Genomic DNA, 23,379 nt, shown 5'->3' with positions numbered 1-23,379 from the left:
CCGCATGACCCGGATCAGGGCGCCGGAGAGAACGAAGCGGGACGGCCGAACCACGGGCCGCGCCGGAAAAAGTGCCCGCCTGCGGGCACTGCATTTCGCGCAGCCCTGCCCGCGCGCCAGGCGCGGGGCAGCCGGCCGCGGAGGCAGGCGCAGGGCTATCGCCCGGTGCCTCCGCGCACGGATGCATGCGCCTGTGTGCGGGGCGTACAATCGGGGGCTTCGCCGCCGCCCCGGGCGGTTCCCCAGCCAGCAGATCCCCACGTGACGCAATCCATCCTGACCCCAGAAATCCCCGCGGTCGCCGAACCGGCCCGCGCCCGCATCACCGCGGCCTGGCTGCGCGACGAGACCGAGGCGGTACTCGACCTGCTCGACCAGGCCGACCTGCCGCCGGACGAACGCGAAGCGGTGGTCGACCGCGCCGCCGCGCTGGTCACCCGCGTGCGTGCGCGGGCCAAGGACCAGAGCATGGTCGAGGCGTTCATGCGCCAGTACGACCTGTCCAGCGAAGAAGGCGTGCTGCTGATGTGCGTGGCCGAGGCGCTGCTGCGCATCCCCGACCAGCGCACCGCCGACAAGCTGATCCGCGACAAGCTCGGCGACGCCAACTGGCGCAAGCACCTGGGCCAGAGCGAATCGGCGCTGGTCAACGCCTCGACCTGGGGCCTGCTGCTGACCGGCGAGCTGGTCAACCTGGCCGAGACCACCCGCGACGATTTCACCGGCTCCCTGCGCCGGCTGGTCGCCCGCCTGGGCGAGCCGGCGATCCGCACCGCGGTGCGCCATGCCATGCGCCTGATGGGCCACCAGTTCGTCATGGGTCGCGACATCGACGAGGCGCTGGACCGGGCGAAGAAGAAAGAAAACGCCGCTTACCGCTATTCCTTCGACATGCTCGGCGAGGCCGCGCTCACCGCCGAGGATGCCGAGCGCTACCAGCAGGCCTATCGCGATGCGATCGCGGCACTGGGCAAGCGCGGGCCATACGCCAACCACACCGACGCGCCGTCGATCTCGGTCAAGCTATCGGCGCTGTACCCTCGCTATGAGCCGAGCCAGCGCGAGCGCGCGCGCCAGGCGCTGGTCGCGCGCCTGCTGGAGCTGTCGCAACTGGCGATGGCCGCCGGCATCGCGCTCTCGGTCGACGCCGAGGAAGCCGACCGCCTGGAACTGTCGCTGGACATCATGGGCGAGGTTTTCGCGCATCCGTCGCTCGAAGGCTGGAACGGCTTAGGGATCGTGGTGCAGGCCTACGCCAAGCGCACCCCGTTCGTGATCGACTGGCTGGTCGAGATGGCACTGGCGCACGGCCGGCGCTGGTACGTGCGGCTGGTCAAGGGCGCCTACTGGGATGCCGAGGTCAAGCGCGCGCAGGAAGGCGGCCTGGCCGGCTATCCGGTGTACACGCGCAAGCCGAACACCGACGTGTCCTACCTGGCCTGCGCGCGGCGCCTGTTCAATGCCGGTCCGGCCTTCATCTACCCGCAATTCGCCACGCACAACGCGCACACGATCGCCGCGGTACACCACCTGTCCCAGGGACGCCCGTTCGAATATCAGCGCCTGCACGGCATGGGCGCGGACCTCTACGGCGAGGTGATCGGGCGCACCGGGTTGAACGCGCCGTGCCGCGTCTACGCGCCGGTGGGCACGCACGAGGACCTGCTGCCGTACCTGGTGCGCCGCCTGCTGGAGAACGGCGCCAACACCAGCTTCGTCAACCGCGTGGTGGATGAGGACGTGCCGGCACGCGAACTGGTCGCCGACCCGTGCCAGACGGTGCGCTCGTTCGAGTCGATCCCGCATCCGCGCATCCCGCTGCCGGCCAACCTCTACGGTGAACTACGGAAGAATTCCATGGGCGTGAACTTTGCCAACGACAACGAACTGAAGGCCCTGGCCGACGAGGCCAACGCCCACCAGGGTCCGTGGACCGCCGGCCCGCTGGTGCCCGGCGCGACCAGCAAGGGTCCGACCATCGAAGTCACCGACCCGACCGACCGCCGCCGCAAGCTCGGCAGCTACGTGGCCGCCGACGAGGCCACGGTCGACAAGGCGCTGGCCAACGCGCACGCCGCGCAGGACCGCTGGAGCAACTTCCCGGTCGCCAACCGCGCGGCGATGCTGGAATACGCCGCCGAGCAGCTCGAAGCGCGCCGCGGCGAGTTCATCGCACTGTGCGTGCGCGAGGCCGGCAAGAGCCTGCCCGACGCGATCGCCGAAATCCGCGAGGCGGCCGACTTCCTGCGCTACTACGCCACCATGGCGCGGCGCCTGTTCGGCGAGCCGATCGCGTTGCCCGGCCCGACCGGCGAATCCAACCAGTTGTTCCTCGAAGGCCGCGGCGTGTTCGTCGGCATCAGCCCGTGGAACTTCCCGCTGGCGATCTTCATCGGCCAGGTCAGCGCCGCGCTGGCCGCCGGCAACACGGTGATCGCCAAGCCGGCCGAACAGACCAGCCTGATCGGCTACGTCGCCACCCAGCTGCTGCACGACGCCGGCATCCCGAAGGACGTGCTGCAGTTCGTGCCGGGCGACGGCCCCACCGTCGGCGCCGCGCTGACCCGCGATCCGCGCGTGGCCGGCGTGGTCTTCACCGGCTCGACCGAGACCGCCTGGGCGATCAACCGCGCGCTGGCCGCGCGCAAGGCGCAGATCGCCATCCTGATCGCCGAGACCGGCGGCCAGAACGCGATGATCGCCGACTCCTCGGCGCTGCCGGAGCAGATCGTCAAGGACGTGATCGCCTCGGCGTTCCAGTCCGCCGGCCAGCGTTGCTCGGCCGCGCGCGTGCTGTACGTGCAGGAGGACATCGCCGACAAGGTGATCACCATGCTCGCCGGCGCCATGGCCGAGCTCAAGGTCGGCGACCCGGGCCTGCTTTCCACCGACGTCGGCCCGGTGATCGACGAAGACGCCAAGGCCATCCTGGTCGCCCACGCCGAACGCATGGACAAGGAGGCCAAGAAGATCGCCGAGGCGCCGATGGATCCGGCCGCCACCGCCCACGGCACCTTCTTCGCTCCGCGCGCCTACGAGATCCCCACCTTGTCGATCCTCGACCGCGAGGTGTTCGGCCCGGTGCTGCACGTGCTGCGCTGGAAGGCCAGCGAGCTGCCCGAGGTGATCGAGAAGATCAACGCCACCGGCTACGGCCTGACCCTGGGCGTGCACAGCCGCATCGACGCCACCATCGACTACATCAGCCGCCATACCCGCGTGGGCAACTGCTACGTCAACCGCAACCAGATCGGCGCGGTGGTCGGCGTGCAGCCGTTCGGCGGCGAAGGCCTGTCCGGCACCGGCCCCAAGGCCGGCGGTCCGCACTACCTGCTGCGCTTCGCCAGCGAGCGCACGCTCACCATCAACACCACCGCCGCCGGCGGCAACGCCTCGCTGCTGACCATCGGCGAGTAAGCGTGGGACCGGCGGGTGGCGGCCATGCCGCCATTCGCCGGGTCATGGGCTAAAGTCGGGTGCAGTCTTCGAGGGAAGGACCACCATGACGCGGTCGATCATCCTCGCCTGTCTCTTCGCCATCACGCATTCGGCACGGCGCATGCCCAGACAGCCAGTGCGCCGCCGGAGCTGGTCAGCGCCCTGGCCTTGCCAGCCGACACCAAGCTCAGCTTCCTGGACACCGATGGATCGACGATCGGCTACCGGGAGTTCATGCAGAAGGCCAAGGACGACAAGCTTTCCTTCAGCATCGACAAGGACGTGGACGCCCACACAGCGACCTTGCGACTCGGTTCGGTCAGCAAGCCTGCCAGCGCCTCGCAGCCAACGCTCAAGATCCATCCAGGCCAGACGCTGCCTTCCTTCGCGCTCGATACGGCCCAGGCCCGGCATCTGACCGAGGCAGCTCTGTCCGGCCACTACACCCTGCTCAGCTTTTATTTCGCCGACTGCCTGCCGTGCATCGCCGAAGTGCCGGCGCTCAACGCGTTGGCGCAACGGCGTGATGACCTCGAGGTCCCTCCTGTCACCTACGAACCCGGGGAAACGGCCAGGACCTTCGCCGGGCAACGAAAGCTGCAACTGGACAGCCTGATCGATGCACAGGCCTGGATCGACGTGATCGGCGTGGACACCTATCCGACCCTGGTCCTCGTCGATCCCCACGGTCGCATGGCCGCCGCGGTCATCAGCACATCGCTGGCAAAGCACGGCTCGCCCACCGCCGACGACATCGGGCATTGGATCGACCAGCACCGCGCGCACTGAGGCAAGGATAAAGTGCAAGAGTGCTTTCTCTCCTTCGGGAAACCCTCGAAAAACCCGAAAGCTTCCGACGCCCATTGTAGAAGCCCACTGGTGGGCCCCTACAAAAAACGTCGCACGAAGGGAGTTATGCGAGGTCCCTTCAGGAGAGGACCGGGGCGAAGGGCGAGAATCACCCAGGCACCCGCAGCCAGGGTGACGGTGAGCCAGCTCCGCGCGCAAACCCATTCCCGCCCAAACGCTCCCGCGAAGGGGAAGGCCAGCCGCCGCCATCTACTCCCTTCCCGTTCCAAGGGCAGGGGTTTCAACTCGCCGCGATCCGCTGCTTGCCGGGCTGGTGAATGGTCCGGTCGGACATCAGGCGCTTGTGGATAGTCCTCCGCGCAAGCACCGCCAGCCCTCCACGATAGCGAGGAGACCAGTCGCGTGTGACTTGCCGGGCCATGCGACCATGAGACCCTGCCCCACCAGGCGCGCGCCATGGCCGATACCGCCGAGCTCACCATCATCCTTCATCGCCTGCGTGACGCACAGGCGCGTGCCCCCGTGCCGCCGTGGAACGTGCGCGCCGACCGGCTGCAGCGCCTGGCACGCATGCTGCGCGAGCAGCGCATGGCGTTTGCCGAGGCCATCGACGCCGATTTCGGCCAGCGTCCGGTCGAGGAAACCGGCCTGCTGGAACTGTTTCCCTCGCGTTCGGCGACCCGCCACGCGCTGCGCCACGGCCGGCGCTGGATGCGCCCGCGCCGTGCCCCGACGGGCCTGGCCTTTTTCCCGGGGAAGAACCGCCTGCTGCCGCAGCCGCGCGGCGTGGTCGGCATCGTGGTGCCGTGGAACTACCCGCTGTTTCTAGCCGTGGGTCCACTAGTCGACGCGCTCGCGGCGGGCAACCGCGCGATGCTCAAGATGAGCGAGTTCACGCCACGCTTCTCGGCGCTGTTCGCCGAACAGGTGGGCCGGTACTTCGCCGACGACGAGGTGGTGGTGATCACCGGCGACGCAACGGTGGCGCACGCGTTCACCGCGCTGGCGTTCGACCATCTGCTGTTCACCGGCTCGACCGCGGTGGGCCATCAGGTGATGCGCGCGGCGGCGGCCAACCTGACGCCGGTGACGCTGGAGCTTGGTGGCAAGTCGCCGGCGATCATCGGGCCGGGTGCCGACATGGCGCAGGCGGTCGAGCGCATCCTGGTCGGCAAGCTGGTCAACGCCGGGCAGACCTGCATCGCGCCGGACTACGTGCTGTTGCCGCCCGCGCGGGTGGACGAGTTCATCGAGGCCGCGCGCGCCACGATGGCACGGCTGTATCCCGGCCTGGCGCACAACCGGCAGTACACCAGCCTGATTTCCGACCGGCACTTCGAGCGCATGACCGCGCTACGCGACGAGGCGGTTGCGCTCGGCGCACGCGTCGAGTTGCTGGATGATGCGCCGGCCGACGCCGCGCGACGACTGTTCCCGCCGCAGCTGCTGCGGAATGTGCCGAAGGACGCCCGGGTCATGCGCGAGGAGATTTTCGGTCCGTTGCTGCCGCTGGTGACCTGCGACTGCATCGACCAGGCGGTCGACTACGTCAACGCACGCCCGCACCCGCTGGCGCTGTACCTGTTCGAGCGCGACCGGTCCACGATCGACGCGGTGCTGGCACGCACGCAAGCCGGCGGCGTCACCGTCAACGATACGCTCTACCACATCGCCCAGCACGGCCTGCCGTTCGGCGGCGTCGGCGCCTCGGGCATGGGCGGCTACCACGGCAAGGCCGGCTTCGACACGTTCTCGCATCTCAAGCCGGTGTTCACGCAGAGCCGCTGGAATGGAGCGGGACTGCTGCGCCCGCCTTATGGATCGCGCTTCCGGCGGCTGCTCGAATGGTTGCTCAGGCACGGTTGACCCTCTCGAGCTCCCTTGCACGCGTCGCCTACAGCGCCATGGCGACACTGTGGACAGGCAATCTGCAGGAGTCGCTCCATGGCTAATCCGAATCTTCCCGAAGGCACGCGCACGCCCGGCCCGGACGGCGTGAATGCCGGCCCGCAGAGCGGCGTCGCCGGCACCGGTGGCGAGCCCAGGGGCGGGCGCCTGGAAGACGATGCTCCCGACCACGCCGCACCTCATCCGGCCTCCACGGCCGGGCAGCCGCGCGAACATTCCTCGGACAAGGCCCAGTCCGGCTACCGCGCCCGGCCCGCCGGGCAGAGCGGCGTGAGCGAACAGGACGAGCGGACCTCGGCCATCCGCGAGCCGCAGGGCGACGGCAATTACATCGCCACCGACCAGGGCCAGAAGCCACTGCGCGACGATTGAGGCGGCCTCGCCGACAAAGCGGGACGCTCGCAGCGACCTGTAGGAGCTCACTTGTGGGCGATAGCTCTTGCTCCAAGTTGCCCAAAGCGCATCGCCCACAGGTGGGCTCCTGCAAACGCATGAGGTGATGCGTCGGCGGTCAACACCTGTTTCCGCCAGCTCGAAAAAAACGCAAAAAAAAGCCTCCCCGCTCGCGCGGGGAGGCTTTACGTGCGGCCGATCAGAACTTGTACTGCGCCGACAGGCTCAGCAGGTTGCCGTAATCCTCGAAGTTGCCCGTCAGCACGTCACCAGTGCTGCTGGTGGCGTTGACGTGGGCCTCGTTGACGAAGATGTGCGCGTACGAAGCGTTGATCTCGAAGTGCTCGCTGGCCTTGTAGCCCAGGCCCACCGCGGCGAACTTGCGGGTGGAATCGGGCACGCGCGGCGTGCGGGTGGCGTTGTAGGTGGGCGTGGTGTCCACCGAGATGCCGGCGCGCAGGGTCAGCTTGTCGTTGATGTAGTAGTCGCCGCCGATCGCCGCGTACCAGGTGTTGCGCCAGTTGTAGGTCTCCACGCTGTCCGGCTGGCTGTTGCCGTAGGTCACGCGCAGTTCCTTGAACACGTCCCACTTGGTCCAGGCCAGGTCGATGCCGAGGCCGAACTTCTCGCCCTGGTGCCAGTAGCTGGCGGTGGCGGTGGCCGGGGTGGTGAAGTCGGCCGTGCCGGTGGTGTGCTCGAACGGCGGGATCGAGCCGGCCAGCGCCGGGTTCGCCAGCAGCAGGTTGTAGCCCGGCGTGCGGGTGAAGTTGCCGGTGCCTTCCAGCGTGTGGTCGATCTTGGAGCGGTAGTTCAGCGCCAGCTTGTCGTTCGGGGTGAGCTTCCAGTAGCCGCCCACCTGCCAGCCGTAGGCGGTGTCGTCGCCCTTGATCCGCGCGAAGCCGTCCACGCCCGCCGGCGTGGCGGCGGCAACGCCGGCCGCGGCGGCCTGGCCCTGCTGCACGGCCTGCTGGATCATGACCGCGGCCTGGTCCGGCGGGATCAGCCCGGCCGCGGCGGCCGCCTGGATCTGCGCCACACCGGCCTGGGTCTGCGCCTGGATGCCCTGCTGGACGCTCAGGCCGATGGCGTTGTAGTTGATCGCCGAGGTGAGCTCGGCCGAGGTCTTCTGGGCGATCACGCTGGCACCCAGCGCGAAGTTGTCGGTGACGTCGAACGACGCCGACAGCGTGGCGTCGAGCGACTGGAACTTGGACTTCAGGCCGTGGTAGCGGCCGACCCAGTTGTTGTCGTACTCGGTCTGGAAACCGAACGGCACCGAGAAGCCGAAGCCCAGGTGCACGCGATCGGACACCTGGGTGGCGAAGAACAGCGCCGGCACCGGCAACGTGGTGCCCGCGTCGCCGCCGTTACCGCCGGCGGTCGGCTGGCCGAGCACGTTGTGGCCTTCGCCGGAGAACTTGGCGGAGAAGTTGATCGCGGTGACGTCGGCCTGCAGATAGGTGCCGTCCAGGTCGGTCATCGCCGCCGGGTTGTTGACCACCACCGAGGCGTCGCCGCCGGCGGTCGCCGAGCCGGCATAGGCGCGACCCATGCCCTTGGCACTGTTTTCCTTCAACTGGAAGGCACTGGCACTGGCGTCCTGCGGCAGCGCCAGGCCGCCGGCGACGGCAAGGCTGAGCGCAGCCAGCGCCAGGGGCCGGGCAGCGCCCGGAAGGGAACGAAAAGACATAGGCATCGCTAAGCTCCTGCTTATCTTAAGACGCGGCTCGGGGTGTCGATGGGATGCGTCGCGGCGATTTCATACGCGCGTTTGACGTTCCCGGGCGTCACTCTGCCCAGCCACCGGAGGGCTTGCAAGTGCGACCGCAGCATTTGCGATCGCGCTGCTACGCTTCGCCTCTCGCCCTCGTGTCCCCACCGTCGGAGTTCCCCATGCACTGCTTCGTCTATGCCAGCCAGCGCAAGCCCGACACCTATGTATGGCTCGCCGCGCGCGACGAGTTCGGCGTGATTCCCGAGTCGCTGTCGATGCTGCTCGGCGACCTGCGCTTCGTGCTCGAGGTGCAGCTCGACGAGCAGCGCCGCCTGCCGCACGAGGACAACCGCGTGGTGATGGAACATCTGCAGACCCAGGGATGGCACCTGCAACTGCCGCCGCAGGAGACGCTTGCGGTGGCCAACCAGATGCAGCGCAGCGAACCGGCCGATCGCGACGAATGAAGTGACTCGAAAATCGTGGTGCCCTGGTTAACGTGGCGTTACCGTCTGCAGCGCCAACGCTTCCTATACTCGCGCCATGAACGAGCCCCGATCGCGCCGCCGCCCGCCGCCCCTGCTCAAGGGGGCGGCCTGGTTCCTGCCTGGATGGATTGCCGTGGCGATCGCCGCGCTGGGCGCCCATCCGCTGGCGCTGATCCCGCTGTTGCTGGCCAACGCGCTGACCATGGCGGCGGTATGCCACGCGATCGGTTTCGATCCGGAGCCGCGTTTCGGCCGCACCGTGCTGCGCCGGGGCGCGGCGCACCTGGTGATGTTCACCGGCTACGTGGCGCTGGTGTTCCTGCTCATCGCCTGGCCGATGCTGGAACTGCGCCAGCAACCGACGCTGGGCGAAGTGCTGCTGCTGGCCGCCGCCCTGGTGGTGGCACTGGTGGCGCTGTGGCGCGTGTGGCCGGCGTTCGGGCTGGTGTTCGTCTGGGACGATGCCTATCCCCCGCAAAGCGATGGCTCGTGGATCTTCACCGCCACCGCGCGCAGCCTCGCCTTCGGACGCCACCTGGCGCGCGAAGAGCGCTTCTTCAGCCACTTCCTGCCGGCCGCCTTTGCGCTGCTGGTGCTGGCGTTCGGCGCCATCGCACTGACCGGCCTGTACGACGTGCTGCCCTCGGAACTGCGCACCGCGGCGCTGGTGGTCTACGGACTGGCGGTGCTGCCGCTGGGCTGCCTGGTGATCGCCAACCGCACCCTGCGAGCGCTGCTGTGCGAGCGCTCGCGGCCGCGCCGCCGCACCGAGGACGCGCCGCTACCTGACGACTTTCCCGCGCCGCCGGCGCCGCGCCCGGTCGCGCTGACCGAGGACGAGAACACCGCTGGCACGCCCGCACAGGGTGCCGCGCTGCTGGCGGCGGTGCGCGATGGCGACATCGAACGTGCGCTGGCGCTGGTGGATGCCGGCGCTGACCCGGATGCCGCTCCCGTGCCGGGCGAGCGCGACCAGCGCCCGGTGCTCACCCTGGCCGCGCTGCTGCCGGACATGCGGCTGCTGCGCGCGCTGATCGCCAAGGGTGCCGACCTCAACCACGCCAGCGGCGGCCTGACCGCCCTGCTCGCCGCCACCCGCGACAGTTGGCACGGCCGCGCCGAAGCGGTGATGACCCTGCTGGCCAACGGCGCCAGCCCGCTGGCCACTGACGGCGAAGGCAACACCCCCCTGCACGGGGCCGCACTGAGCGAGGAACCGATCGTCGCGGCGATGCTGCTGGATGCCGCCGCGCCGGTGAACGCGCTCAATCGGGCCGGCGTCAGCCCACTGGCAGCCGCCTGCCGCGCTGCCAATTGGCCGCTTGCGAAATTTCTGCTCGAGCACGGCGCCAAGCCGGCTCTCGCCGAAGGCGAGCCAGCACTGGTTGCCGCTGCCGGCATCGCCGACGACGACCCGGCCGGCGTCAAGCTGCTGCTCAAGCACCGCGCGAGCGTCAACGCGACCGACGCACACCAGCGCAGCGCCTTGATGACCGCAGCCACCGAAGGCCACCTGCAGATCACGCGCGCCCTGCTCGCCGCCGGCGCCGACCCGAACCTGGCCGACCGCCATGGCACCACCGCCCTGATGGAAGCCGCCCGCAGTGGTGCCGACGAGCTGGTGCAGGCGCTGGCCGAGGCACGCGCCGACGCCCGCGCACGCGACAGCCACGACCGCGATGCGCTCACCCTCGCCTGCCAGTCTGCGCGTGCGCAGGCCGGCACCGCGCGCGCTCTGCTCGCGCTCGGCGCCGAACCCATGCGGCCCGCCAGCGACGGCCGCAGCGCGCTGGACCACGCCGCGGCCGCCGGCCGCTGGGATCTGGTCGCCCTGCTCGACCCGGCATCGCCGCTGCCCGCCAGCCTGGACGGCGATACCGACGAAAGCGCCGAAACACCCGAACGGCTGCTCGAGGCGCTACGCCGCGGCCAGTGGGCGGTCGTCGCCACGTTCGCCGAGCGCGTGCGGCATTGGCCGCAAGCCCGGCTGGCGCGGTGCTATCTGGAACTTTGCGCCCCTGGCATGGGCCCGGCGCGGCGCTGGCTGCTCGAGCACGGCCTGGCCGCCGAGGCACGGCTGCCCGCGGCCGGCGAAACAGAAGAAGGTTCCGGCACCTCTGGGCTGCGCCTGTTCGACGCCCTTCTGGCGCGGTTGCCCGCAGCCACCGAGGCGATCGACGATCTGCTCAAGGCCGGCGCTTCGCCCGCCGGTGCCGGCCTGCTGGCGCAGGCGTTGGGGACGCTGGGCGAGAGCGCGCAGGGCGCGGCCTTGCCGCTGAAATTGCTCGATGCCGGTGCCGATCCATTTGGCGTCGACGCGCGCGAACGCACGCCCCTGCACCTGGCCGCCAGCCATCGCCATGGCGCGCTGCTGGACGCCCTGCTGGCGCGCGGCTGCAATCCGGACCCGCGCGACAGTGCCGGCCGCACCCCGCTGTTCGCGGCGATCGAACACGGTGACGGCGCGCTGGAGCTGGTGCGCGCGTTGATCGCCCACGGCGCCGATGCCGAGGCCGCCGACGCCAACGGCGAGACGCCGCTCGGTCTCGCGCTCGAACACGGTGCGGTCCAGCACTGGCTGGACTGGGGCGACTGGAGCCGCCCGCGCCGCGCGCTGACCGCCGCGGACCTGCCCGCGGCCAGCCGCGCCGGCGCGCTGACCGCGGTCGAGCGCCTGCTCGAACTGGGCTTCGCGGTGGACACGCGCGACGCCCAGGGCGCCACCGCGTTGCTGCACGCCTGCGGCGCCGGCCATCGCGAGATCGCCGCGCGCCTGCTCAAGGCCGGTGCCGACGCCTCGCTGGCCGCCGACACCGGCGTCACTCCGCTCGCCGCGGCGGTGGGCGCACGCCGCGATGCTCTGGTCGCCGTGCTGCTCGAGCATGGCGTGGCGGTCGACCAGCCGCTGCCCGGCGAGGCCACCGCGCTGATGGTTGCCGCGGCCCTGGGCTATCCGGAGATCGCCGAGCACCTGCTGGCGGCCGGCGCGGACATCCATGCGGTCGACATGCGCGGGCGCAACGCGCTGCACGCGGCCGCGCAGTTCGGCTTCGAGCACAACGACAGCCTGCGCGCGCGGCGCCTGTTCGACGCGCTGCTCAAGCACGGCGCCGACGTCGACCGCGCCGACAAGGAAGGCAAGACGCCACTGCTGTTGCTGCTTGGCGCCCAGTTCAAGCCCGACACCGCCTGCGACGCGACCCACCTGGCCGCGCTGCTGCCGGTCCTGCTCGATGCCGGCGCGCAACTGGAACATGCGGACCAGCGTGGCGTGACCGCCCTGCACGCCTGCGCCATGCACGCGCTGCTGCCCGCGGCCCGCGTATTGCTCGCCCGCGGCGCCGATCGCCAGGCCGCCGACGCATTCGGCCGCACCCCGGCCGACGTGGCGCGCCACCTGGGTCTGGTCGACATCGCCCACGAACTGGCCGCGCGCAGCAGCGCCGTGCCGAGCGTGCGGCAGATGCTGCGGCAACCGGCGCAGCCGGCGGAGTAATCCAGTCCCGCGCAATCCCTCTCTCCGGCGTTGCCGGAGAAGAGGGAGCTCATCCGTTCAAGCGGGCGGCGAAGAAGACTCCGGTCGTTCCCGCTCCGCATCCGCCTCGAACAACTGCTCCAGGTCGGCCAATGCCTCGCGCGTGGTCTGCACGATGCGCGCGTCGTCGTCGTAGACCAGGTATTGCCGCTTGAGCAGATCGGCATCCTGCTCGCGGAAGCGCTCGACCCGCGCGGTGGCCACCTCCTTGCCCATGCCCAGCGCCTCCAGCGTCATGCGGGTCATCTCCAGGCTGGCGCAGAGCGTCTCGCGCACCGGCGCGTCTATCCCCAGGTCCATCAGGCGCCACACGTGCTGGCGGTTGCGCGCGCGGGCGATGACTTTCAGGTGCGGGTACTGCCGCCGCACCAGTCGCGCCACGCGCAGGCTCGATTCGGGGTCGTCGCTGGCCAGCACGAACACCTCGGCCTTGTGCGCCTGCGCGGCGCGCAGCAGCTCCGGCCGCGCCGGATCGCCGTAGAAGATGTCGTTCCAGCCACCGAAACGCTGCACCAGGTCGATCTGCTCGACCGAATGATCCAGCGCCACGAAGCGCACGCCCTGCGCGCGCAACACACGCGCCACGATCTGCCCCATGCGACCGTAGCCGGCGATGATCACCTTCGGCGTGTCGGTGTCGATCGTGTCGTACTCACGCGCCGTCTTCTTCGGCCGCTCGCCGAGCAGCCGCCCGGTGAGCGCCACCAGCAGCGGCGTCAGTCCCATCGACAGGGTGATCGCCAGCACCAGCCGGTTGTGCAGCACGCCGTCGAGCACCTGCTTTCCGGCGGCCAGGTTGAGCACCACGAAGGCGAACTCGCCGCCACTGGCCAGCAGCACCGCCAGCCGCAGCGCTTCGCCGCGATCGAGCCCGCCGATCAACCGGCCAAGCGGCCACAGCAGCGCGCCCTTGACCAGCATCAGACCGGCGACCAGCGCCAGCACGCGCCACGGTTCGCTCAACAGCAGCGACAGGTCCATCGACATGCCCACGCTGATGAAGAACAACCCCAGCAGCAGGCCCTTGAACGGCTCCAGGTGTGATTCCAGCTCGTGCCGGTATTCCGAATCGGCCAGCAGCACACCGGCCAGGAAGGCGCCCAGCGTGGAGGACACGCCCACCCGCTCCATCAGCCAGGCGGTGCCCATCACCACCAGCAGCGCGGTGGCGGTGGATACCTCCACCGCGTCGGCCCTGGCGACGAAACGGAACACCGGCCGCAACAGATACCGGCCGCCGACCACCACCGCCACGATCGCGCCGACCGTGCGCAGCACGCCGGCCATGTCCAGGCCCTGCCCGCCGCTGGCCGCCAGCAGCGGCACCGCGGCGATCAACGGAATCGCCGCCAGGTCCTGGAACAGCAGGATCGCGAACGCCTGCCGCCCGTACGCCCAGCCGGCCTCCTTGCGTTCGGCCAGGATCTGCAGCCCGAACGCGGTCGACGACAATGCCAGGCTGCCGCCGATGATCACCGCGGCCGCGCCGCTCAGGCCGAACCAGGCAAAGCCGATCGAGCCGATCACCACGCCGCAGGCCAGCACCTGCAAAAACCCGGTGCCGAATACCGCGCGGCGCATCACCCACAACCGCTGCGGCGACAGTTCCAGGCCGATCACGAACAGCATCAGCACCACGCCGAACTCGGAGATGGTCGCCACTCCGGCGGTATCGCTGACCAGCCCCAGCTCCTGCGGCCCGATCACCACGCCCGCCAGCAGGTAGCCCAGCACCGAGCCCAGCCGGAAGCGCTTGGTCAGCGGCACGGCGATCACCGTCGCCAGCAGGAACACCAGCGCGGTTTCGAGGTAGTGGTGACTTTCCATGCACGCTCTCGGACGCGGGGGGAGTGGCGATTATTCCATGCCGCATCCCGCGCAGCGCCGACCCGGTGCGCGCGGCGGGCAACGTGGGATCATGCCGGCATGAAACGCCTCGCGTCCGCCCTGGCCGGCCTGCTGCTGCCGACCCTCGCCGCCGCTTCCGGCCCGCTGCCGGTCGCCGGCTATACCGTCGTGCACGCCTATCCGCACGATCCGTCCGCCTACACCGAAGGCCTGTTCTACCTCGACGGTTATCTCTACGAAGCGACCGGCATCGTGGGCAGCTCCTCGGTGCGCAAGGTCGAGCTGCGCAGCGGCAAGGTGCTCCAGCAGACGCCGACGCCCTGGCCCGATTACGGCGAAGGCATCGTGGCGTGGAAGGACCGGCTGATCCAGCTCACCTGGCAGAACCACGAAGGCTTCGTGTTCGACCTGGCCACGCTCACGCCGCGCGCGAAGTTCGCCTACCCGGGCGAGGGCTGGAGCCTGACGACCGACGGCACGCACCTGCTGATGAGCGACGGGACGCCCACGATCCGCCTGCTCGATCCGGACACTTTGCAGCAGGTCGGCCACATCGACGTCACCGCCGATGGACGGCCGCTGGCCGGCATCAACGAGCTCGAATGGGTCAACGGCGAGGTTTACGCCAACGTCTGGCTGACCGAACGCATCGCCCGCATCGACCCGGGCAGCGGCCAGGTACTCGGCTGGATCGATCTGGCCGGCCTGGCTCCCCCGCCCGACACGCTGGCGGACCCGGCCAATGACGTGCTCAACGGCATTGCCTACGACGCCGCCCACGACCGCTTGTTCGTCACCGGCAAACGCTGGCCGCAGGTGTATGAGATCCGCCTGCGCCCGCCGTCGCCGCGTTGAAGAAATCCCGGGTGAGGTAACCGGAGGGCGCCGAGTGGCGAACAGCCAGCGTCCGTAAGGACGGCCTGCCGACCGCCAACCCAGGCGTGCGCCTCAACCCCAAGCGAGGACATCCCATGTTCGACATGAAGAATCTGAGCCGACTGAAGACCCTGGGCGAGAATGCGCCCGAAACCATGAAGGCCTTCTGGGCCTTCGACAAGGCCGCGTTCGCCGATGGCGTGCTCAGTGCCCAGCACAAGCAGCTGATCGCGGTGGCGGTGGCACTGACCACGCAGTGCCCGTACTGCATCGAGTTGCACAACAAGGCCGCGCGCGATGCCGGCGCCACCGATGCGCAACTGGCCGAGGCCGCCATGGTCGCCGCCGCCATCCGCGCCGGCGGCGCCGTCACCCACGCCACCCACCTGTTCGCCGACTGATCGGCCGCGGCGTGGACGCTTGATCAGCGACCGGCGGTGTCGGTGGCCCGGTTTCGCCCGTGCCAGCGGACGAAAGCCCGCATGGTCAGGCCGGGCACGGTGCGAAACTCGACCGGCCGCGGCATGCCCTCATCGGCGGCGATGAAGACGAACCGGTCGCCGTCGAGGCGATAGCTGGCGGGTAGCTGCCTGCCGGCGTCCGGGCCGATCGCGTCGATCCAGGTGATCGAGCGCGGCATGGTGGCGGCATCGAGCAGGAAGCGGCCCTTCAGCAGCAGTTCGCCAGCGCGCGTATGCACCGCGAACCGGTCGCCCCGGATCGTGGTCAGCGCGCCAGGCGCGCCGGAACTGTCCGGTGCGTCGACGATGCCGTTTTCCTCGAAGGCGATCTGTTCCCAGGTGCCTTGCAGGGCGTCCAGGTCGCGGGCGTTGGAGCCGGTGGTATCCATGGCTGTTTCCTTCCTTGTGGGAGTGCGTCTGTGCGCGGTCGGCCTGAGGCCCGGGTGGCCGTGTTGCGGTCGCGCGCAGGTGCGCGCCTGCAACTTATCCGCCGCGCAGCCAGCGGGCCGCGTCGATGGCGTAGTAGGTCAGGATCGCGTCGGCGCCGGCGCGCTTGAACGCGGTGAGCGACTCGAGCACGACCGCCTTTTCGTCCAGCCAGCCGTTCTGCGCGGCAGCCTTGAGCATCGCGTACTCGCCGGAGACCTGATAGACGAAAGTCGGCGCGCCGAAGGCATCCTTCACCCGGCGCAGTACGTCGAGGTAAGGCATGCCGGGCTTGACCATCACCGCGTCGGCGCCCTCGGCCAGGTCCAGTTCCACTTCGCGCAGCGCCTCGTCCGAGTTGCCCACGTCCATCTGGTAGGTGTGCTTGTTGCCCTTGCCCAGGTTGGCCGCCGAGCCGACCGCGTCGCGGAACGGGCCGTAGAAGCCGGAGGCGTACTTGGCCGAATAGGCCAGGATACGCGTGTGGATATGGCCGGCCGCTTCCAGCGCCTCGCGGATGGTGCCGATGCGCCCGTCCATCATGTCCGAGGGGGCGATGAAATCCATGCCGGCCTCGGCCTGCGCCAGCGACATCTTCACCAGCGCCTCGACCGTGGGCTCGTTCATCACGTAGCCGTCGGCGTCGATCAGGCCGTCCTGGCCGTGGGTGGTGTAGGGGTCCAGCGCTACGTCGCCGATCAGGCCCAGTTCCGGGTACTTCGCCTTCAGCGCGCGGGTGGCGCGGTGCATGAGGTTGTCGCGGTTCCATGCCTCGGCGGCGTCCTCGCTCTTGACCTGCGGACCGGGCGAGGGAAACAGCGCCAGCGCCGGGATGCCCAGCTGCACGCACTCGCCGGCCAGTTTCAACAGTTCGTCGATGGACAGCCGCGCCACGCCGGGCATCGATGGCACGGCCTCGCGCTGGCCCTCGCCCTCGATCACGAAGGCGACCATGATCAGGTCGCTCGGCAGCAGGGTGTGCTCGCGCATAAGCGCGCGGGAGAAGGCATCGCGGCGCATGCGGCGCATACGGACGGCGGGGAAGTTCATGGGAATTCCAGCGATGGTGCGAAAGCGCCCATTGTACGCCGCCGGAAAACCCGTTCCGTCGGCGGGCGGTCTGGCCTGGAGGCTGAGGCAGGTGCTTCGACTTCGGCGCGGCGCGCCTACGCTCAGCAGGAACGGAATTTTCCCGACGGTGTCCCGTTTTGGCGGCCGTTCGCCGGACATGGCGCAGCGAATCATCAGCCGTTCGCCCTGAGCGTAGCGCAGCGAAGTCGAAGGGCCGCCCGCCTCAGGCGTCGCGGATCGCCGCGATCGGGTCCAGCGCCGCCGCCTGCCGTGCGGGGTAGAAGCTGAACACCAGGCCGATCGCCAGGCACGCGATCACCGAGGCGAGGATGCCGATCGGTTCCCACGCTACCTGCCAGCCGGCGAACAGGGCGATGGCATACGCCAGGGCCGCGCCGAACAGCAGCCCGATCAGCGCGCCGGCGGTGCAGATCACCACCGCCTCGCGCAGGAAGCGCACCACGATGTCGTGCCGCCGCGCGCCGATCGCGCGCAACAGGCCGATTTCGCGGCGCCGCTCCAGCACGCTGGCCAGCATGATGTTCATGATGCCAATGCCGCCCACCAGCAGGCTCACCCCGGCGATCGAGCCCATCACGATGGAGAAGATGCGCTGGGTCTGCTGGTTCTGCCGGTACAGTTGCTGCGGCACCACCAACTGGTAGTCGTCCACCCCGGCGTGGCGCTGCTCGAGCACCTGCCCCAGTACGCGGGCACCGTCGCCCAGGCGGTCCGGCTCGGCCACGCGCAGCAGGAAGCGGTCGATCTCGTCCTCCATCGGTTCGAAGCGGAAGCGGGCGCGGGCGCTGCCCAGGGGCAGGAAGATGCGGTGGCTGTCGGCGCCCAGCGCCACGCCCTCGAAATGATCCTTGTCCAGGTCGCGATCGGCCAGCACGCCGACCACGCGCAGCCAGACATGGTTGACCTTGAACAGGCGACCCAGCGGCTTGCCGTCGGGGAACAACTCCTGCGAGGCCCTGGCGCCGAGCACGGCCACGGCGGCCAGGCTCGCATCGTCGGCGGCGCTGAGCGCGCGACCCTGCGCCACGCGCAGCGAAGCCAGCGCGAAATAGTCGGGGCTGATGCCGCTGACCTGCGCCTGGCTGCCGCCGCTGTCGCTGAAGATGCCCCAGGCCTTGATGCGCTTCTCCGCCGCGTAGCGCTCGGCGGTGGGCACCACCGAGAGCGCGGCGCGGGCGTCGGCGTCGGTCAGGCCCAGGCTGCGCGCACGCGCCTCCTTGAGCGCATCGCCGTCGGCGCTGCGTGCCTCGACGATAAGATTGTGCAGGCCCAGACTTTCGACCAGCTTGAGCGCCTCGCGCCGGCTGCCGGCACCCACGCCCTGCATGGCCACGATCGCGCCCACGCCGAAGATCATGCCCAGCAGCGTGAGCAGGGTGCGCAGCTTGCGCCGCGAGAGTTCCTCGATCGCCTCGCGCCATGGACCGGTCTTCATGCACCTGCTCCCTTGCCACCCGCCAGCAGGATCCGATCGCCTTCATGCAGGCCCTCGAGCACCTGCGTGCGGGTCGCCCCGCGCACGCCGAGGCTGAGCTTGCGCACCACCTCACGGCCGCCGCTCAACACGCGTACCGAGGCCGCGTCGCCTTCGCCGCCCAGCGCCAGGTTGGGCACGCTCATGCCTCGCGCGGCCTTCAGCAGCAGGATCGTGCCGACGAAGCGCTGGCCCGGTGTCCAGCCGTAGCGGCGCGCGGCGTCGCCCGGCACGCGCGCCGCCTTCATCAGCAGGTATTTGACCGGGCTTTCGCGATCGCGCGGCTGTGCGGCCGCGGCGATCCAGCTGAGCCTGGCGGTCACCCGTTCGTCCGGGCGCCCCCAGGGATGCAATGCCACCGCCTCGCCCACGGCAATCCCCTGCGATTCGATCTGCGGCACCGCCAATTGCACCTCCAGCGCATCCAGGTCCGGCAAATTGGCGAACGTGAAACCGGCCCACAGGCTGCTGCCCACGTGCGGCAGTTCGTCGGACCAGTTGCGCTGCAGCACCAGCACGCCGTCGTGCGGCGCGCGGAGTTCCAGTGCATCGAGGTCGGCCTGCTTCTGCCGGGCCACCGTGGCGAACGTATCGTGCTGGGCATCGAGGACGGCCAGTTCGGCCTTGCCGCGAGCGCTGGACTGCTGCTCGCGCCACTCCAGTATCTGCCGGCGCACGCCCAGGTAGGCCGCATCCTGCACGGCATCGAGAATATCGTTGCGTGCGATCGCGGCCAGCGTGGCATGGGCGTAGCGCTGGGCGATGGCGAGCTGGCCGTCGACCTGAATCAGATCCACGTCCAGTTGCCCGCGCTTGCCGGCCAGTTCGTTCTGCTTGCCGGCGTGGGCAAGCAGGTTGCGTTGCAGATCGATGCGCGCCTGCGCCAGGTCCTGCTTGCTCTGCGTGGCGGAGAAGCGCGCCACCAGTTCGCCCCTGGACACGTGGCTGCCGTCGGGAAGCATCCAGTTCAACTGGCGCGGCGTCCATTGCTGGCCGGGCACCAGCAGCGGCGTGGCATTGACCGCGCGCAGCTCGCCCTCGGCCTGCACGCTGAATTCCAGCGGGCCGGCGCGGGCCTGTTCGAGCACGGTGTAGTCGGCTTGCGGCGGGCTACCGCAGGCGGCCAATGCCAGCAACAGGGGCCACAGCCCGTACGCACGATGCCTGATCAAGCGCCCTCCCCCGCCGACGGAATCGCCACCTGCACCGATTGCCCCGGCTTGAGCTTCGCGTGCTGCGCGCCCTCGAGCCGGATCAGCACGTCGACGACCGGGATCGGTTCGACCCGCGACTTGCTGTGCACGTTGTTGCCGATCGAGACCACGGTGCCGGCCAGCTGCCGCCGGCCACCGCCGGCGATCCGCACCTGCACGACCTGGCCGATGCGCACCCGCCCGAGCTTGCGCTCCGGCAGGGCTGCGCGCACGGCCAGGCTGGACAGGTCCGGCACCTCGCCGACCGACTGCCCGCGGAACACCTGCGAGCCATCGTCGATCTTGTCCCCGTTCCATTTGGTCTGGTGCAGCAGAATGCCGTCGCGCGGCGAGGTCACGGTGAGCGCCGCGACCGAGGCCTGGAGCTCGGCCACCTCGCCACTCAATTGCTCCACCTCGGCATCGGCCAGGCGCTGTTCGGCGGCGCGTGCGACCGCGGCGATGCGCTCGCGCTCGACGGTCAGGCGCAGCTTCCGCTCGGCCTTGTCGCGCGCGACCACCAGCTTGCGGTACTCGATGCCGGCGACGTAATCCTTCGGCACGCTGGCCTTGCGGCTGGCCTTGTCGGCCTCGGCGCGGGCCTGCGCAGTTGCCAGCTCGGCCTCGCGGGCGCGGTCGGCGAGGTCGAGCTTCAGCTGTTCCTGCCGGCGCTGCTTCTCGGCCAGTTCGCTGCGCTTGGCCGTAAGGTTCTTGCTTACCTCGCTGCCATCGAACACCACCAGCACGCCCCCCTTTTTCACCTTGGCACCATCGGCGGCCATCTGCGTCACGGTGAGTTGCCACAGGCCATCGACTGCCGGCGGCGAGATCGCCAGGCTGCGTTGCGCGAACAGTTCGCCGGTGATGTGAAAAGGCGCATCGGTCGGTGCCGCAGCGGCCACGGGCGCCTGCGCCGCGGTATCGACGCGCACGCTCATGCCCGGTCACAGCGCCAGCCGCGGCCCCTTGTCGAACGCGATGGCCACCTCGAAATAGCGCCCGTCGCCCCAGGCCTTGCGGGCGGTGGGCGCACCGGCAATGGCCTGGATACGGCCGCGTGCGCGGCTGCCGGGCAAGGCATCGATGGCCAGCCAGACCGCCTGGCCCACCTTCAGGCCGGCGCGATCGGGCTCCAGCACCCAGGCCTTCACCGTATAGTCGCCGCCCTGGCCGACCACCTCGCCGACCTGGTTGCCCGGATAGGACGAGGAACCTTCCTCGACGCGGCCACCGCCGCCGAGGAAGCTGTCGAAGCCGTGGATGACGGTGCCGGCGCGCGTGGCGCGCACCTCCGACTGCACCACCTGGTCCTGGTAGAAACCCAGCGACAGGCGCTGCTTCTCGAGCTCCAGTTCGCTGTCATGGCGCCGGCGCGCCACCGCTGCGGCCGCCTGGCCGGCGGCCTTGTGATTGACCACGAGCGCGCGCTCGGTGCGTTTGATCTCGCTCTGGTAGCGGTCGTAGTTGAGCCCGGAAATCAGGTTTTTCGGGACCGCGGCATCCAGCGCCGCGGTGTCGCGCTCGGCCCGGGCATCGGCCAGCGCGAGCTCGGCGTCGGACTGCTTGAGTTCCAGCTCGGCGATCTCCTTGGCGTTCTTCGCCGCGGTCTGCTCCAGTTGCGCCTCGAGCTTGCGCAGCTGCGCCTCGGCCGGGCCGGCGTCGATGCGCAACAGCACATCGCCCTTGTCCACGTGCGTGCCGTCGGGCACGTAGTAGCGCAACACCACCGGCGAACTCATCGAAGGCGGGGTGTAGATCGCCTGCGCATCGGCCATCTGCACCTCGCCGCCGAACACGGTGGCCTGCGCGCCGCCGCAGGCCAGCAGCACGAGCAGTGCCGCGCACTCACGCCGCCGAATCAAATTCGATCCTCCCGTCGCGGATGCCGACCTGGCGCTGCGCGCGTGCGGCGACCTCGGCGTCGTGGGTCACCATCACCACGGTCTGGCCCTGGCCGTGCACTTCGTCCAGCAGCGCCAGCACGTCGGCCGCGCTTTTCGAATCGAGGTTGCCGGTGGGCTCGTCGGCCAGCAGCAGCGCCGGCTTCATCAACAGCGCGCGGGCGATCGCCACGCGCTGCATCTGGCCGCCGGAAAGCTGTCCGGGGCGATGTTCCAGATGGCGATGCAGCCCCATGCGCTCGAGCAGTTCGCGGGCGCGCTGGCCCAGGCCCTCGTCCGGTCCGCGCAGGAATCGCGCCGGCAACATGGCGTTCTCCAGCACCGACAACCGCGGCAGCAAGTGGAACGACTGGAACACGAAGCCGATGCGCCGGTTGCGGAAATCGCTGGCGCGCTCGTCGTCGAAGGTGGACACGTCCACGTCCTCGAGCAAATAGCGGCCGCTGTCGGGCCGATCCAGGCAGCCGAGCATGTTGAGCAGGGTCGACTTGCCCGATCCGGACGGCCCGACGATGGCCATGAATTGCCCGTGCGGCACCTTGAAGCTCACCCCGTCCAGCGCGGCGATGGTTTGTCCGCCGACGCGGTAGTGCCGGGTCACTGCTTCCATGCAGACCATGCATGATTCCCCTTGCATCACACGTCCTCGAGTGTCGCAATCGCTACCGGTACCCGCAAGTAGCCAGCCCCGCCGGTTTCCGATACCTTGCCTTGATTGCCGCCGCGCCCGCGACGCTGCGTCCACTGCCCACCGACCGCATGAGCTTCCACACCCGATCCCCTACCCTGCTGGCCGACCTCGGCGGCACCAACGTGCGTTTCGCGCTGGCCGACGTCGACCAGCCCCGGCCTTTGCTGGCCGACAGCGTGCGCCGCTACCGCGTGCGCGACTTCGCCACGCTGGCCGACACCATCCGGCAGTACTTCACCGACACCGGTCTGGCCGCGCCGCGCGCGATCATCGCCGCGGCCGGACGCATCGCCGATGGCGAGACGGTGCAGATCACCAACAATCCCTGGGCGGTCGCAGCGCATGCGCTGCAGGCGGACCTCGGGCTGGAATCGGTGCGGCTGGTCAACGACTTCGCCGCGCAGAGCATGGCCGTCCCGCTGCTGCAACCCGAGCACCTGGAGGCGGTCGGCCACCCGCCGCTGCCGCGGCTGGACCGCTGCGACCACCAGACCTTCGTGGTGATGGGCCCCGGCACCGGCCTGGGCGTCGGCGGCCTGCTGCGCCGCGACGGCCACTGCAGCGTGCTGGAGAGCGAGGGCGGCCACGCCGGCTTCGCCGCGCACAGCGCCGAAGACATCGAGATCCTTCACCGGCTCAACCAGCGCTTCGGACGGGTGTCCAACGAGCGGCTGATCTGCGGCAACGGCCTGGTCAATCTCTACCAGGCGCTGGCCGACATCGCCGGCGAGCGCGCGCAGGAATACACCCCCGAGGACATCACTGCCCACGCCGGCGCCGGTACCGATCCGCTGTGCGTACGCACGGTGGAGACGCTGGCCGGGATCTTCGGCTCGGTCGCCGGCGATCTGGTGCTGACCCTGGGCGGCTGGGACGGCGTCTACCTCACCGGCGGGCTGCTGCCGGTCCTGCTGCCGTGGCTGCAGCGCGGCGGCTTCCGCCAGCGCTTCGAGGCCAAGGGCCGCTTCAGCGACACCATGGCCCAGGTGCCGACCGTCGCCGTGCTGCATCCGGAACCAGGCCTGCTCGGCGCCGCGGCGCTGGCCGTGATGGAAGCCGGCCGGCCGCTGCTGCCCCGCCCATAGACACCACGTAGGCAGGGCAGCGGCCATCCTCCCGATTCAAAGGAGG

General features: G+C 69.8%; 18 protein-coding genes. 9 read left to right on the top strand and 9 right to left on the bottom strand.

All coding sequences use genetic code 11. The features are described from left to right. The first annotated feature begins 261 nt into the window (after positions 1–261). From putA to OSC30_RS02875, 4 genes are all read left to right on the top strand, one after another. Positions 262–3,417 carry a bifunctional proline dehydrogenase/L-glutamate gamma-semialdehyde dehydrogenase PutA gene (gene putA, locus OSC30_RS02890; protein ID WP_267170322.1) on the top strand — a complete coding sequence of 1,052 codons (3,156 nt, stop codon included), beginning with the start codon at positions 262–264 and terminating at the stop codon, positions 3,415–3,417. A 24-nt stretch (positions 3,418–3,441) separates the two neighbouring features. Continuing rightward, entirely contained in the window at positions 3,442–4,227 is a 786-nt protein-coding gene (locus OSC30_RS02885; protein WP_267170482.1) for a TlpA family protein disulfide reductase, read from the top strand. A gap of 477 nt (positions 4,228–4,704) precedes the next feature. Then, positions 4,705–6,114 carry a coniferyl aldehyde dehydrogenase gene (locus OSC30_RS02880; RefSeq protein WP_267170321.1) on the top strand — a complete coding sequence of 470 codons (1,410 nt, stop codon included), beginning with the start codon at positions 4,705–4,707 and terminating at the stop codon, positions 6,112–6,114. 78 nt (positions 6,115–6,192) lie between these two features. Continuing rightward, complete coding sequence (locus OSC30_RS02875; RefSeq protein WP_267170320.1) at positions 6,193–6,528, top strand: hypothetical protein; 336 nt, start codon at positions 6,193–6,195, stop codon at positions 6,526–6,528. A gap of 220 nt (positions 6,529–6,748) precedes the next feature. Here the strand turns inward: OSC30_RS02875 and OSC30_RS02870 are convergent, their stop codons facing one another. Then, positions 6,749–8,245, bottom strand: coding sequence for an OmpP1/FadL family transporter (locus OSC30_RS02870; RefSeq protein WP_323374188.1), 1,497 nt, complete (start codon positions 8,243–8,245; stop codon positions 6,749–6,751). A gap of 197 nt (positions 8,246–8,442) precedes the next feature. Between OSC30_RS02870 and OSC30_RS02865 the strand changes: the two genes are divergently transcribed. Next, complete coding sequence (locus OSC30_RS02865) at positions 8,443–8,730, top strand: YcgL domain-containing protein (RefSeq protein ID WP_267170318.1); 288 nt, start codon at positions 8,443–8,445, stop codon at positions 8,728–8,730. 76 nt (positions 8,731–8,806) lie between these two features. Then, positions 8,807–12,247: an ankyrin repeat domain-containing protein gene (locus OSC30_RS02860; RefSeq protein ID WP_267170317.1), complete on the top strand. Its 3,441-nt coding sequence runs from the start codon at positions 8,807–8,809 to the stop codon at positions 12,245–12,247. Positions 12,248–12,304: 57 nt separating this feature from the next. Here OSC30_RS02860 and OSC30_RS02855 read toward each other — a convergent pair whose 3' ends face one another. Continuing rightward, the gene (locus OSC30_RS02855) at positions 12,305–14,113 is read right to left on the bottom strand and encodes a monovalent cation:proton antiporter-2 (CPA2) family protein (RefSeq protein WP_267170316.1); all 1,809 of its coding nucleotides are present in this window, start codon (positions 14,111–14,113) and stop codon (positions 12,305–12,307) included. Positions 14,114–14,212: 99 nt separating this feature from the next. On the opposite strand from OSC30_RS02855, the gene OSC30_RS02850 reads away from it, so the two are divergent. Further along, a complete protein-coding gene (locus OSC30_RS02850; protein WP_267170315.1) occupies positions 14,213–14,989 on the top strand; it encodes a glutaminyl-peptide cyclotransferase in 777 nt (258 codons plus the stop codon). A gap of 116 nt (positions 14,990–15,105) precedes the next feature. Beyond that, entirely contained in the window at positions 15,106–15,411 is a 306-nt protein-coding gene (locus OSC30_RS02845) for a carboxymuconolactone decarboxylase family protein (RefSeq protein ID WP_267170314.1), read from the top strand. Positions 15,412–15,434: 23 nt separating this feature from the next. Here the strand turns inward: OSC30_RS02845 and OSC30_RS02840 are convergent, their stop codons facing one another. From OSC30_RS02840 to OSC30_RS02810, 7 genes are all read right to left on the bottom strand, one after another. Next, the gene (locus tag OSC30_RS02840) at positions 15,435–15,860 is read right to left on the bottom strand and encodes a TIGR03067 domain-containing protein (RefSeq protein WP_267170313.1); all 426 of its coding nucleotides are present in this window, start codon (positions 15,858–15,860) and stop codon (positions 15,435–15,437) included. Positions 15,861–15,954: 94 nt separating this feature from the next. Further along, positions 15,955–16,947, bottom strand: a complete 993-nt coding sequence (gene hemB, locus OSC30_RS02835) for a porphobilinogen synthase (protein ID WP_267170312.1) — start codon at positions 16,945–16,947, stop codon at positions 15,955–15,957. A 244-nt stretch (positions 16,948–17,191) separates the two neighbouring features. After that, on the bottom strand, positions 17,192–18,424 hold the full coding sequence (locus tag OSC30_RS02830) for an ABC transporter permease (RefSeq protein WP_267170311.1): 1,233 nt from the start codon (positions 18,422–18,424) through the stop codon (positions 17,192–17,194). After that, positions 18,421–19,635: an efflux RND transporter periplasmic adaptor subunit gene (locus tag OSC30_RS02825; RefSeq protein ID WP_267170310.1), complete on the bottom strand. Its 1,215-nt coding sequence runs from the start codon at positions 19,633–19,635 to the stop codon at positions 18,421–18,423. The genes OSC30_RS02830 and OSC30_RS02825 overlap by 4 nt, the downstream gene beginning before the upstream one ends. Next, on the bottom strand, positions 19,632–20,594 hold the full coding sequence (locus OSC30_RS02820) for an HlyD family secretion protein (RefSeq protein ID WP_267170309.1): 963 nt from the start codon (positions 20,592–20,594) through the stop codon (positions 19,632–19,634). Before OSC30_RS02820 ends, OSC30_RS02825 begins: the two co-directional genes overlap by 4 nt. 6 nt (positions 20,595–20,600) lie before the next feature. After that, on the bottom strand, positions 20,601–21,518 hold the full coding sequence (locus tag OSC30_RS02815) for an HlyD family secretion protein (protein WP_267170308.1): 918 nt from the start codon (positions 21,516–21,518) through the stop codon (positions 20,601–20,603). Then, a complete protein-coding gene (locus OSC30_RS02810) occupies positions 21,502–22,167 on the bottom strand; it encodes an ABC transporter ATP-binding protein (RefSeq protein ID WP_267170307.1) in 666 nt (221 codons plus the stop codon). Before OSC30_RS02810 ends, OSC30_RS02815 begins: the two co-directional genes overlap by 17 nt. Positions 22,168–22,316: 149 nt before the next feature. Here OSC30_RS02810 and glk point away from each other — a divergent pair, with 149 nt between their 5' ends. Continuing rightward, positions 22,317–23,333, top strand: coding sequence for a glucokinase (glk, locus tag OSC30_RS02805; protein ID WP_267170306.1), 1,017 nt, complete (start codon positions 22,317–22,319; stop codon positions 23,331–23,333). Positions 23,334–23,379 lie beyond the last annotated feature (46 nt).

This window comes from Frateuria hangzhouensis (genome assembly GCF_026410505.1).
In the GTDB taxonomy this organism is placed as follows: domain Bacteria; phylum Pseudomonadota; class Gammaproteobacteria; order Xanthomonadales; family Rhodanobacteraceae; genus Frateuria_A; species Frateuria_A hangzhouensis.
This window is presented reverse-complemented; position numbering and strand designations above follow the sequence as displayed.